The 12519-nt window shown below is 44.7% G+C and carries 11 protein-coding genes, 1 tRNA gene and 4 pseudogenes; 9 read left to right on the forward strand and 7 right to left on the reverse strand.

Going from position 1 to position 12519, the window contains the following annotated elements:
• Positions 1-126: 126 nt before the first annotated feature.
• The 4 genes and pseudogenes from JCM16159_RS09600 to JCM16159_RS09615 all read right to left on the reverse strand — a co-directional run bounded on the left by JCM16159_RS09600 (position 127) and on the right by JCM16159_RS09615 (position 2698).
• Positions 127-1089 carry a site-specific integrase gene (locus tag JCM16159_RS09600; RefSeq protein WP_054857680.1) on the reverse strand — a complete coding sequence of 321 codons (963 nt, stop codon included), beginning with the start codon at positions 1087-1089 and terminating at the stop codon, positions 127-129.
• Between the two features lie 100 nt (positions 1090-1189).
• Positions 1190-1420, reverse strand: a complete 231-nt coding sequence (locus JCM16159_RS09605) for a hypothetical protein (RefSeq protein ID WP_054857681.1) — start codon at positions 1418-1420, stop codon at positions 1190-1192.
• A 95-nt stretch (positions 1421-1515) separates the two neighbouring features.
• Positions 1516-1592: transfer RNA gene (locus JCM16159_RS09610), tRNA-Arg, on the reverse strand.
• Between the two features lie 43 nt (positions 1593-1635).
• A pseudogene (locus JCM16159_RS09615) lies at positions 1636-2698 on the reverse strand (TIGR04084 family radical SAM/SPASM domain-containing protein).
• A gap of 87 nt (positions 2699-2785) precedes the next feature.
• On the opposite strand from JCM16159_RS09615, the pseudogene JCM16159_RS09620 reads away from it, so the two are divergent.
• From JCM16159_RS09620 to JCM16159_RS09635, 5 genes and pseudogenes are all read left to right on the forward strand, one after another.
• A pseudogene (locus JCM16159_RS09620) lies at positions 2786-3960 on the forward strand (DUF1512 domain-containing protein).
• A 38-nt stretch (positions 3961-3998) separates the two neighbouring features.
• Positions 3999-4325, forward strand: a complete 327-nt coding sequence (locus tag JCM16159_RS09625; protein WP_054857682.1) for a hypothetical protein — start codon at positions 3999-4001, stop codon at positions 4323-4325.
• A 67-nt stretch (positions 4326-4392) separates the two neighbouring features.
• Positions 4393-5715: pseudogene (gene asnS / locus JCM16159_RS09630) on the forward strand (asparagine--tRNA ligase).
• Positions 5700-5852, forward strand: a complete 153-nt coding sequence (locus JCM16159_RS16700) for an AAA family ATPase (protein WP_243666525.1) — start codon at positions 5700-5702, stop codon at positions 5850-5852. The pseudogene asnS and the gene JCM16159_RS16700 overlap by 16 nt, the downstream one beginning before the upstream one ends.
• 28 nt (positions 5853-5880) lie before the next feature.
• Positions 5881-6276, forward strand: coding sequence for a hypothetical protein (locus tag JCM16159_RS09635; protein WP_054857683.1), 396 nt, complete (start codon positions 5881-5883; stop codon positions 6274-6276).
• Here JCM16159_RS09635 and JCM16159_RS09640 read toward each other — a convergent pair.
• Both JCM16159_RS09640 and JCM16159_RS09645 read right to left on the reverse strand, forming a co-directional pair.
• Positions 6273-6674, reverse strand: a complete 402-nt coding sequence (locus JCM16159_RS09640; protein ID WP_243666526.1) for a hypothetical protein — start codon at positions 6672-6674, stop codon at positions 6273-6275. The two genes, JCM16159_RS09635 and JCM16159_RS09640, sit on opposite strands and share 4 nt — an antisense overlap.
• A 58-nt stretch (positions 6675-6732) precedes the next feature.
• A complete protein-coding gene (locus JCM16159_RS09645; protein ID WP_243666544.1) occupies positions 6733-7905 on the reverse strand; it encodes an SLC13 family permease in 1173 nt (390 codons plus the stop codon).
• A 321-nt stretch (positions 7906-8226) separates the two neighbouring features.
• Between JCM16159_RS09645 and JCM16159_RS09650 the strand changes: the two are divergent.
• The 4 genes and pseudogenes from JCM16159_RS09650 to JCM16159_RS09665 all read left to right on the forward strand — a co-directional run bounded on the left by JCM16159_RS09650 (position 8227) and on the right by JCM16159_RS09665 (position 11337).
• Positions 8227-8987: pseudogene (locus JCM16159_RS09650) on the forward strand (adenosylcobinamide-GDP ribazoletransferase).
• A 67-nt stretch (positions 8988-9054) separates the two neighbouring features.
• Positions 9055-10605 carry a glycogen/starch/alpha-glucan phosphorylase gene (locus JCM16159_RS09655; RefSeq protein WP_054857684.1) on the forward strand — a complete coding sequence of 517 codons (1551 nt, stop codon included), beginning with the start codon at positions 9055-9057 and terminating at the stop codon, positions 10603-10605.
• 39 nt (positions 10606-10644) lie between these two features.
• The gene (locus JCM16159_RS09660; protein WP_054857685.1) at positions 10645-10851 is read left to right on the forward strand and encodes a hypothetical protein; all 207 of its coding nucleotides are present in this window, start codon (positions 10645-10647) and stop codon (positions 10849-10851) included.
• 39 nt (positions 10852-10890) lie between these two features.
• The gene (locus tag JCM16159_RS09665) at positions 10891-11337 is read left to right on the forward strand and encodes a hypothetical protein (protein ID WP_054857686.1); all 447 of its coding nucleotides are present in this window, start codon (positions 10891-10893) and stop codon (positions 11335-11337) included.
• Here the strand turns inward: JCM16159_RS09665 and JCM16159_RS09670 are convergent, their stop codons facing one another.
• Positions 11338-12498, reverse strand: a complete 1161-nt coding sequence (locus JCM16159_RS09670; RefSeq protein WP_054857687.1) for a DUF763 domain-containing protein — start codon at positions 12496-12498, stop codon at positions 11338-11340. It lies immediately after the preceding gene.
• Between the last annotated feature and the right edge of the window lie 21 nt (positions 12499-12519).

A 12519-nucleotide genomic window follows, 5' to 3' on the forward strand; every position in this document is an offset into this window, starting at 1 on the left:
GCGGGGGTTGCCCTTATGGCCTTACTCTTTATTGCGATTACATTCTTTTCAATATTCATTCGAAATCAAGGGCCCCGCCCCCACCATGATGAGACTTGAGCCCGGCCTATTTAAGCATTACCCCAATCAGCATAATAGGCATGGAGCATGCCTCAAATACCACTGGCGCAACTCCTCATGCCTTGGCGACCAATAATGCTCAATCAAGACTCGATACTCACTCGGTGGAGCCCTACCCTGGAGCGTATTAACAATACTCTCTGGCACGCCCCTGCTAATCATCCAAGTGGCAAAGAACTTCCTAAGCTCATACAATTCAAAGTCCCTGTTGAGGACTTGCCTAGCCGACTCCTTAATCTCACGCCTAAGCCTGCCCTGGTCAAAGGGTAGGAACCTCTGCCTGAGCCTATCAATGACCTCCTGCCCAAACCACTTACTCGCCTCAATGGGCTTGGTTATGTTGCTAACGAACTTGTCACGCCTGGGCAGGTACTGGCTCCTAATGAACTCGAGGGTCTCAGGCCTAAGAAAGGCCACAAAGGCACGCTTGGTCTCAGTCACCTTACCAATCCTGAGCATCCCATGCTCCAAGTCCACATCATCCATTGTGACTAGGAAGGGCTCACTCGGCCTCAAGCCAGCCTCAGCAAGGATTAGGAAATACACCTTAGCCTCTATCGACTCAATACCAGCCAGGACTTGCCTTAGCTCGTCAAGGGTTGGTAGCCTGGCCCTATTACTAGGCCTGGACTTAATGACCTTGAAGCTATTATAGAGGATGCCAAACAGCCCTGGATCACGGGGCTGAAGCACATTCTTCAGTAGGGACTTCAGGCTAGCCGAAATGTGCCTAGCCACGTTCTGCCCATCCTCCTCAAGAACCTCGGCGAGATAATCACGAATACCCTCGGGACTGAGTGTCCAATCCATGTCGGACAGGGCACGCTGGATGTAGTAGAGCCTATCCCTCAAGGTCTTATCCTTAACACCCCTGAGCCTCATTGCCTTGACATAGGCCTCAATGTCCTCCCGAGTCACATGCCAGGTCTTGCCAATAGCCTGCACATAATCGCCGAGGTACCTCGACAACAAGGCCAGGAACTGCTCCCTGAATGAGGGGTCTTCCCTTGCCGTGATGATTACCCTAAGGGCATCACTAAGTGTGGCACGCTTCTCCGGTACCCAGCCTTTAGTAGGGCTTGGAGCTCCTCAACCGTGAGGAGCCTGAGCATCGAGCATAATAAGCCGTCACCGACCTGGCGGCGCCGCGCCTGACCTTGCTAATATAGTCATATGTGACGCCGAGGTCACGGGGCTTGACACCCTTACTTAATAAATAATTAAGGATTAATAGCCTCTGCTCATTATTTATCTCCCCAATGCTCATGAGCTGGCAATCAACCATGGGCTTGCCAGCCATTGGCTGGCAAGCATGTATTTAAGTCTTCCGTGAATGGCTGACATGGGTATCGGGAATGATTATGGTGATGATTAATTAGGGGTTGAATGTAAAAGTGGCGGCCCCGGTGGGATTTGAACCCACGACCTACGGCTCCGAAGGCCGCCGCTCTTCCTGACTGAGCTACGGGGCCTAGTATTATCCCTAGCGTTTCCCTTTTATTTTTTTAGGTGCACCTATGGTATTATCTCCGTCGAGTCAAGTATTGGGTCGTAAATCAACTCATTACTATTGATGATGCCTTTATTCATAAGCTCCTTTATCTGAGGTGCTATCGTCAGCACGGTCCTTATCGTTTCCCTAGTCACGTAGTCCACGGCCTCAACACCATCTTTACCCCAGTACTTCTCACCCTCCATTAACGCGTATAGACATCTACCACCACAATAGGGCCTAAACTCGCACTTCATGCACATCTCAGGTAGCCTTATTTCCATCAGTCTAAATCCATTATTAACATCACCAAGGACCGCCCACCCCTCCCTGACGGCTATTGGGCATGCCAGTACCCTGCCATCGGTTGATACGGCGACCGCCCTATAACCTGCACCGCAGGGTGGTCCCTCGTATGGCCTAAATAGGTATGCGTTTAATATACCAAGTATCGGCACTATACCTAATACCCTACCCTTCTCTGCATTCTTTAGGAATAAATCCGTCAACTTCTTAATACCTGGCAGGTAATTATTGTTTGCCCATACCATAACGTCCCATTTTCTTGTCCATATAACATTCAACTGCCAATGAACATAGTCAAAACCAAGGTTCAGCAGGTGCGTGACATCATCATAGATGTCCGTTAATTCCGTAACAGTCATCCTGGCAATAAGCCTCTTGATGCCTATATTCCTTAGGTAATTGAACGCATTGACAACAGCCCTATAAACACCCCTACCTCTATTGGCGTCGGTAACGATTTCTCTACCATCAATGGATAGTAAAACTACGTCCATCCTCCTCCAATAATCCCTGGGCAGTAAATTAACGAGGGTACCATTAGTTTGAATTCCAAACCTCTTCGCCTTAATGTTATCCATGGCCCACATTATAAAGCGTGGATTAAGCAGTGGTTCACCGCCGTAAAAAAATCACGGTAGCGTCAGCATCCCCCTCAATTAATCGTTTCAACTTATCAGCATTATAAGTCACTTTCCAGGGCACAACGCGTGGTTCAAAGGATCCTCCGCAGTATGAGCACTTCAAGTTACACGCGCCTGTCGTGAATAGGAGCCACAGCATTTCTTAACACCCATACTAATTTTGATCACTCATGCTCAGAATGTTTTTAAAACTAGTACTTATCATTGTTAATTGATGAACATACTCATGATTTTACTTCAGGTATTACTACAGGCTGGAAGTAACCAAGGCAACTCCTATATTTCAACGATAATATTTTGGATCATCTGGGGTATAATAATCATACTATCACTCACACCTTACTTCCAGAATTACATGGCAATAATGTGGTACTCATACAGCGTGGGAAACTTCCTCAATAGCCTAGGTAGGTTAATAACGAATAACGTTAACCTAGTTATTAATCACATTAACCAACTACTAAAGTCAAATGGTTCATCCCAACCAACGAATAAAGGCTTAATCGAGAAAACAATACAAGATCTCATGGAGTTTGTGGTCATAGAGCCCGTTAGCGCTGAACCAACGGGATTGATGAGGACCCTTAAATTGCTTGTGACCTCCTATAATGAAAAACTTGAGGACTCAATAAGGACTTTATTACCGAATATCGATAGGCCCCTTGTCCAGAATGTGGTTGATGCAGTCGATGGTTTAAGGGAGTTGAACTACCTATATAAGGTGGTGATGCATTATTATAGGCTGAGTAATAAGTATAAGAATCCGGCGTTAATGATGCAATTATACATGATATTACCAATCATTAGGGAGTACGTCAACGCATTGAACGGTGCAATATCAACTTTCCTAAAGGGTCAGCCTGTTGGTGACGCAGCAGGCCCATTAACGGCGTACAGGTTCATGAGGAGTTGTTCGGGATTAACTGAACTTACGCATAATGTTAAGGACACGTACATAGGACTTTGCGACTTTGAGGGTAGGAGGGTCTATGTTGTTAAGGCTAGGGGTCCTGGGGGCACTGTTGGTAATCTCGATGATGGCATAATATATTTGATAGAGAGGGTTGGTGTTAAGCCAAGGATAATAATCACCGTGGATGCCGCGCTAAAATTTGAGGGAGAGAAGACGGGTTCAATAGCCGAGGGCATTGGCGTTGCCATGGGCGGTATTGGCGTTGAGAGGTTCAATATAGAGAGGACCGCCAGTAAATATGGAATACCGCTCTACGCCATACTAATTAAGATGGGCTTACCCGAGCCTTATCGGCCATGACTAAGGATGTTGAGAGTGCGGTTAATGAGGCTGTGGAGAGGGTTAAGAGGGTTATTAGGGAGAACGTTAGGGAGAATGAGGAGGTTATACTTATTGGTGTTGGTAATACGGGCGGTGTTGCTCAGTAGTTAGTAATTTATTTAAATGCTCAGTTCTCATATACGCGGTGAGTTTCGAGTACTACTACATAACGGTGGTGAGTCTCGTAATTTTTGTAGTGGCATTGCTAATTGGAATAATAATGAATAATAAGTATTATAGGGTTATTAAGGAGTCGCTTACACAGGTTAGGGAGGCCGAGTTAAAGGGTCCATCGGCAATCGGTGGTGATGTTGAGGTTTTGACATGCCCTCGTTGTGGCTATTCTAAGACGATACCGTATAGGCTTGGGGATTATGTTGGTAAGGTGGTTGATGAGACATGCCCCAATGATGGCGAGAGGCTCGTAGTCCACGCAATATACTCCTCAAGACCTGCTGAGCAGTCATTATGAAGATAAGCTTTATAACTGGTTGGTTTGTTTACAAGATTCGTGACCCATTTTAATATGGAATAAGGCGATGAGCATAAAAGATGTTTTTAGCCTAAACGAGGGTGCCGAGGTTACAATAAGGGGTTGGGTATATAGGAAGAGGGAGTTGAAGGATAAGATATTCCTGGTTATTAGGGACGGTAGTGGCATAATCCAGACTGTTGTTAGTAAGTCCGACCCCAATGTGGCGGGCATAGCGTCTAAACTGAACATAGAATCATCACTCGTGTTAACGGGTACCATCAAGAAGGAGCCGAGGGCGCCAGGTGGTGCTGAGATCCATGTCAAAAGCATTGATTGGTATTACGTTGGTGATTCATTCCCAATAAATGAGGATGCCGCCAAGGCAGACAGTGAGTATTTACTTGATGTTAGGCATTTGTGGGTTAGGAGTAGGAGGATGTGGGCTGTGCTTAGGGTTAGGCATACGGTGTTTGGCGCAATTCATGAATTCTTCAGGTCCAGGGGTTATTACGAGGTTCAGGGGCCTATGTTCGTATCGGCAGCCGTCGAGGGTGGTGCCACGTTATTCCCTGTTAAGTACTTTGATAGGGAGGACGTATACCTAACGCAGTCATCCCAGTTCTATCTCGAGGTTTTGATATACGCCCTTGAGAAGGTTTACACGGTGGCGCCCAGCTTCAGGCTGAGCCTTCAAGGACTAGGAGGCATTTGACGGAGTTTGGCATGCCGAGGCTGAGGAGGCTTGGCTTCAATTCGACGGACTGCTTAACCTGCTTGAGGATTTAATCACGTACATCGTTAATAAGGTCCTTGAGGAGAGACAGGATGAGTTGAAGCTATTGAATAGGGATACGAAGATTCTGGAGAATGTAAAGCCGCCGTTTTACAAGGTCAGTTATGATGAGGCGATTGAGATCCTTCAGTCCAAGGGGTTGAAGATTAAGTGGGGTGACGATATTGGGGCTGATGAGGAGAGGGTGTTAACGATGCAGTTCGATAAGCCAATCCTCCTACACCACTTCCCTGAGCAGGTTAAGGCATTCTATCACAGGAATGACCCAAGTAGGCCGGAGACACACTGAGTGTTGATGTACTTGCACCGGAGGGTTATGGGGAGATTGTTGGTGGTGGTGAGCGTATTTACGACTATGAGGAGCTACTCGGTAAGATTAAGAGGTTTGGGCTTAGGCCTGAGGATTATGATTGGTACCTGGACCTTAGGAGGTATGGCTCAGTGCCACATGCAGGTTTTGGTCTCGGTGTTGATAGGCTGGTGATGTGGGTTTGCGGGCTTGATCACATCAGGGATGCGGTGCCATTCCCAAGGGATGTAAGGCGTGTTAAGCATGAAATGAATAGTGATGGTTCAAAATGGTTCGACTATTAATAACCGGTTCCCCAGGTGTTGGGAAGACCACGGTAGCCACAGAACTTTCTAGGATATTCAACACAGCATTAATAGATGTGAACGAGGTTATAAGGCCACTCCTTAAATGGGACCTAGGCTTCTCACGAATTACGTAACTGATGAAAAGAGGCACGTGAATTAATTATGAGGAGACTAAGTGATTTGGGTTCATACATAATTGATACGGTGGCCATAAACTTGATTGATAAGGCATTGATTGATTGGTGTATCGTACTTAGGCTCAACCCCACCGAGTTAATGCGCAGGTTAATAACGAGGAACTGGCCCCGGTGCAAGGTTATTGAGAATGTGCTTGCCGAGGTTGTTGGTTCATCACTAAGCATGGCCATTGATCTATTTGGTAAGGATAAGGTAATTGAGGTGGATACAACGGGTAAGAGCGTACAGGAGATTGTTAAGTACGTGATTGATCATGTACTAAAGGGTGATCCAATTAATGGTGTTGTTGATTGGCTCGACATACTTGATACTGGATTCCTAGTAGGCCTTGATAAGGAGTTGGATGAATGCTCGACTTAGTGATCAGTGTACTTAACGCTCCTCATTAATCTCTTGATCTCGAACATGAATAGCCTATTCCAACCAATATTCTCGAGCCTCTTAACGATGCTTCTAAGTGTACCAGCCCTAAGGCTTACGAGTAATACCTTAATAACACGCTTACCCTGCATGAAGAACCTAATGAGCACTAGCCTCTCATTCTCATACTCAAAGATGTAATCCTTAATCGTCCTATACTTACCAAGGGTGTCTCCAAACTCCTCCTCGGCCATGTCTAAGTAAGTGGCTAGGTCTGGATCGATTTCCATATACTCGAGCCTATGCAAGCCAGAATTCTCGAGATCGAGGATAGCCACATCGAAGTCCTTATTAACTTCAAATATGGCTATACCGTAGATACGCATTTCAATCTCCATCACATCAGCATTACTATAGTTTAAAAACATTTTGTCCAATAACTATTGAAAAACAGAGCTAGATCGGTATATGAACGTAACTTAACCATGCATAATAAATCGCGGTATTCACAATCGTGATAGGGACGCCGTATTTCATGAACTCCAAAAACCCGAAGCCCTCACCGCCCCTTTTCTCACTGGCTTCACTGATTATTACATTACTCGCAGCACCAATTAATGTTAAGTTCCCCGCTATCGTACTTGACGCGGCCAAACCAATCCAAATAACGGAATTACTCGGTAAAACCCCTAACTCTTTCATTAATGGTATGTAAAGCGCCACCATGGGAACATTACTAATGACTTGACTAAGGAATAAACCCGATATAAAAACTCCTATTAATGTCGTTGGTTGCGGCAGGTAATTAGCCAGCACATTAAGTACGCCTGACTCAAGAGCTCCCTCGCTAACTATGAATAATCCCATGAAGAATAGTATCGTGGTCCAGTCAACATTATGAGCAACAACTCTCCTATCGCTACCGCTTGCTAGGTAAATTATTGAAGCGCCCATGAATGTTAGAGTCACGGGGGTTAGGTATGGGCTTACGTTGAAGACGTCTGTTATGAAATAGAGTGGTATTAGCGTTAATAATATTATTATTGCCGTATAAGCAAGTCTCTTGTTGACAAGTAGTTCCTCAGGTCTCCTTGTCTCGTTAATTACGATATCGTCATTACTTCCATGAAATAATAGGAGCAGTAGTGGGTATGTTATCAATATGTTAATTATTGTTGGTGGTAATAAATAAAATGCAAATAATATGAAGGGTTTCGGCATACCTGACTCTAGAGCAATTAGCAAGTTCTGTGGGTTACCAACGGGCAACGCCACACTGCCTATGGTTACACCAAAGGCCAGTGCGTAAAGTAATGGCTTGACGCTGATCTTAGCTTGCCTTCTCATAGATACTATCACCGGTGTAAATGAGCCGGCAATGCCGTCGTTCGAGAGGGCGAGTGATAATAGGGCTGATAACCCAAACACCTTGAGTATTAACTTGTTCATGCTACGGCTGCTAATTAATAACCTATATGCCAGATAACTGAAGAATCCACTAACCTCGAGTGCTGATGATATCGTGAATAGTGAGATTAGGAATAGAATAACATCAAGATTTACGGAGGATAAAGCCTGACTAGGCGTGAGTATGCCAAGCACCATCGTGAGCGCCGCACCTAAGAGCATGGCCACCCAGGTTGTACATTAATCCTACCAACCCCTCTCAGGCTATTAGGCCATACGTAATTGCCAATATGACACTATCCTCAATAAATTTCAATGGCACCATAGCTTACCTAGTCGTTCCTCTACAGTGATGTAGAATAAAAAGTTTTATCTTCGATACCGATCAAGGAGAATTAATCAAATAAACTTAATTAGCTGGGATAGATAGCGGGTTATTGATGATGAGGCTCGAGAGGTTTGATTTAATGATAATAACGCAGGCCTTACTGAACATGCTTAAATGGATTAATTCTGCGGTGAGTTGGTGAGGTTAAAATGGGAATGAGGGATATCATTGACGATTTAAGGGCTGTGATTACGTTCTTCACAATTATACCAATTGGTGGCTCTCACGATGTTTCAAGGGCATTAATAAACGCGTGGATTGCAATAATAATTATACCGCCAATAACGGGGTTATTACCTGGACTTCTTGGTTATTACCTGGGTTTCTTTATACATAATGGCTTATTTATTGCATCAATTACATACTTACTACTTCTCGTATTGACGGGGCTTAATCACATTGATGGCTTTGCAGACATTATTGATGCATTAATGGTTAGAGGGTCAATTGAGGATAGGATAAGGGTGCTTAAGGACCGCATAGGGGCTCCGCATCGATAGCCATGGTCGTGTTACTGATAGTCCTGGCTATCTCATCAATATCTAATTTAATAGGGATCTTGTGGCAGTCATTACTCATTGCAGAGGTGGTATCTAAATCCTCATGCTGTCTCTGCGGTGTGATCGGTAAGGAGCCTCGCCATAGGGGGTTGGGTTGGCAGTTGACTAGGTATAGTAAGGAGAGGGTCCATTTAATCGTTATCACGTTAGTTGCAGGCCTAATGATTACCTATCTGTTGCTGAGATTAATTGGTATATTAGTGGCCTTGGTGACCATTGCCCTCAGCGTATTAATATTTACGGCGCTTCAGAAAAGCCTTGGGGGTGCCGTTGGTGACCTTTACGGTTTCATTCTTGAGATTTCGAGGGTAATAACCCTAGTATTACTATCGTTACTAATCACTGCTTTCTCGTGAATGGCTATCAAGCCTATTTCCATTATTGGTACTACTTTAATATACTGTCTTGTGTTATTGGTATTGTATGGATGATTACTCAAATGCGGTAATCAGCATAACGCCTGACCTAGCACTGGACATGGGATATACATACGCTGGCGGCCTTGGTGTTCTTGAGGGTGATAAGTTCTACGGAGCCGCGGCACTAGGCCTTAACTACTACGTGGTAACCCTCTTGTACAGGAATGGTTATGTTGACTATGACTTTGATGAGTATGATAATCCAATACCAAAGCCACAACCGCAACCTAAGTCCTTCCTTGGGTCATTAAGGCTTGTGGATACCTTCACGGTTAGGTTAAGGAATGAGAATGTGGAGGTTAATGCATGGGAGTACCGCCTAGGTTCCGCGCATGCAGTATTCCTAGAGCCTAGGGGGCCCGAGTGGGCCTTGAGGTTGACGGATAGGATATACATAGAGAGTAGTGTTGAGGAGAAGTTTCTGAAGTACATATTCCTTGCGAGGGGTGCCGTGGAGTTCATTAGGAGGAATGTGGGGCTTGAGAATGTTAGGTACATAGACCTTCAGGAGGCTTACGCGGCCATGGTACCAATAACACTGAGAATACCTGGCAGGTATAGGCTCATTATTCACACGCCAGGTCCCTGGGGGCATCCGTCATTCCCAAACAAGCTCTTTGAGGAGGAGACTGGTTACAGGTTTATTGAGGACCCCGTGGTCCTAACGAGCATTGGGGCTGCAATGGCCTGGGAGGTGATAATGGTTTCATCAAAGCACTACGACATAATGAGGAAGGTAATACCTCAATTCATTAATAAGGCCAGGTTCATAACAAACGGCGTCGACCTAAATAGGTGGATGGACCCGGAAATAAGGATGCTCTATGAGAGGGGATCACTAACGAGGGAGAGCCTCGCCCTCATTAAGTCCCGATTAAAGAAGGAGCTGCAGGGTCTAATTAGGTCGTATAAATCCATCGAGTTGAATGACACCTCATTTGTCGTCGCGTGGGTTAGGAGAATGACGCTGTACAAGAGACCTCACTTTATGGTTAGGTTAATAGAGGAGGATGAATTTAATGATGTTATTTTCGTATTAGGTGGTAAGTCGCATCCAATGGATAAGGACGGCTTGATATACATGAAGAAGTTCAGGGAGTTGCACAGGAAGTACAAAAACGTTGTTTATATACATGACTATGACGTTAACAAGGCCAAGACAATACTCAAGGGAATTGACGTACTACTGTTCACGCCATTCCCTGGCTGGGAGGCCAGTGGTACGAGCTTCATGAAGGCCGCAATAAATGGCGTGCCGAGCATAGCGTCTAGGGATGGCGCCGCAGTTGAGTTAATAACAGATGGCGTGAATGGCTGGTTATTCGGTAGTGATATTAGGGAGTTGATAGACTTCGTAAATGATCCAAGGGGTAAGGAGATTGACGAGAGGGAGTACACGGAGTTTAAGGCGAAGTTCTCCCAGGTGTATGACCTATACAACTCGGATAAGGAGCGTTTCTACTTGATAAGTCTAAGTGCCATATTTAGTTTCGCGCCTAGGGTCGATATTAAGAGGGTTCTTCGTGAGTATTACCCAGACCTCGTTAGGGAATGAGGTTAAAGCTTTTTAATTCCCCTGTAGTTCTGACCGTCAATGCCAACATGCAAACTCTGTGGGAAGTCATTTGACACAATGACAGAGCTTTACATGCACTTACATAGTGAGTGTAGTAAGATACCAAGGTCTAGGAGATGCCCAGTATGTGGCAGTAAGTATAGGTCTATTAGATTCATGAGACATCACCTAATTAATGAGGCGTTAATTGAGAGTAAACACATGAATTACTTGATCAGCATTTAGAAGAATGGTATTAATTCTAATTGAATTACTTGACATACCGTGGAGGTTACTAGGATTATTAAGGTACAATCTAACTGTAGGGAATGCCTTGACCTAGTAATGAATGCATTGTCAATGCTGAACGGGGTATTGCTCATGAAATTCTTCAATAATGACCTTGTAATAACCTACGATACAAGTAATGTTAACTTCAGCGACATTGCGCAGTCAGTGCTTTCATTAGGTGTTGGGTTATTACTTAGGAAGGTAATAATGAACGTGAGCGTCAAAAGTGACGTGGATTTTAATGAACTAGAGATTGCGATGAGCAAGGCCGTTGATGGTATCGTGAGTTTAATGTATGATCGAGCAACATCAAAATTATCAATAATCATGTACCCTGACATGGACATTAACGCAGTCATTAATAACCTAACCAAAATGGGCATTGTAATTAATGAGATAACTACTGATGAATTAACCCAAGTATTAATGGCTCGCTCATAATTAGGGCGGTGTCGGTCTCACCAGGTCGGTGGGTAGATTCCATTGCTTAGCAACCTTTGCTAAATGTTTTAGATACATGGTTAATCCCCTATCCCTTTTCGCCGCATCAACTATTGCTTGCATTACATCAATTACCGCATCATAAACCTCCCTATTGACTGGGTATGGAGATCCATCCTTACCACCAAGCGCGAATGTATATCTCCTTGGATCAACGTTTGCCGGGTCCTCCCAATCAACACGGTCCCTATAGACTAACTCCGCTATTAATGCCAGGGCGAGCATCGTGCTAGGCCCCAAGCCCCTAACGAGCAGTAGATCCTTAAAGTCACTTGCATCCCTTGCCCTTTTAATGGCATCCTCATTTATTGAGGCCATGTACGGCCTAAAGACACCGCTTATGTATGGATTATAGTACTTAGGCTGTTCCTTACCCAAGTACGTGAGTATTGTGGAGTCGCCCCTCATCATAGCCCTAACCAATGCCCAATCCTTAATCACCTTGTTAGCGTCTTGATGAACCAGGTCAAGTATGGTTACCCTGGCATCACTGCTCATTCTACTTACCATGTTAAGTGCGTAATTACCCTTAACACCAACAATACCCGTGTGAGGCTCATTCAGTAAATCGTTTTCCATCCAAATGTGGTACCTCCTTGCATACCGGGTCTTCTCATTCATACCCTGTTGAATTATTGCCCAGGTACCATCGGAACCAATCATCATTGCATGGTGATAAAGCCTATAACCGTCCTGCAACGCCGTATTATCAATCTTAGCCGAAAGCCTAGACATAAGCTTAAGTCTCTCAACATCAACATCCCAAACCCTACCCAATTCCTCAATCTCAACGGGCGTATTAATTGCGTAAACCCCCTTGCCACCAACAACCTTAATACCCACATCCTTCTTCGATAATGCCTCCTTAAGCGCCGCGGTGGTTATCGTGGTACTGCCTGAGGAGTCCCAATCCATACCAATCATGTTATTAAATGCCTGAAAGAAGAGTGGATTAGAGAATAATTTAATGGTGTCCCTAATACCGTGCTCATCAACCAGTAACTCAACAATAAGTCCACTAAGTTTAACCATCCTACTGTAGAGCCACGGTGGTACGTGGCCCGTATGTAACGGTAAATCCGCAAACCCCGAAACACTCACATAACTGTATTTTTAATGACT

It is taken from the genome of Vulcanisaeta sp. JCM 16159, assembly GCF_001316265.1.
Lineage (GTDB): Archaea > Thermoproteota > Thermoprotei > Thermoproteales > Thermocladiaceae > Vulcanisaeta.

Coding starts and splice junctions, on each gene's coding strand:
- JCM16159_RS09645 (WP_243666544.1), bottom strand. CDS start 7,905: ATGCTCTTAGGTGCGGCGCTCACGATGGTGCTTGGCATACTCACGCCT.
- JCM16159_RS09605 (WP_054857681.1), bottom strand. CDS start 1,420: ATGGCTGGCAAGCCCATGGTTGATTGCCAGCTCATGAGCATTGGGGAG.
- JCM16159_RS09660 (WP_054857685.1), top strand. CDS start 10,645: ATGCCAACATGCAAACTCTGTGGGAAGTCATTTGACACAATGACAGAG.
- JCM16159_RS09635 (WP_054857683.1), top strand. CDS start 5,881: ATGAGGAGACTAAGTGATTTGGGTTCATACATAATTGATACGGTGGCC.
- JCM16159_RS09655 (WP_054857684.1), top strand. CDS start 9,055: ATGGATGATTACTCAAATGCGGTAATCAGCATAACGCCTGACCTAGCA.
- JCM16159_RS09640 (WP_243666526.1), bottom strand. CDS start 6,674: ATGGAGATTGAAATGCGTATCTACGGTATAGCCATATTTGAAGTTAAT.
- JCM16159_RS16700 (WP_243666525.1), top strand. CDS start 5,700: ATGGTTCGACTATTAATAACCGGTTCCCCAGGTGTTGGGAAGACCACG.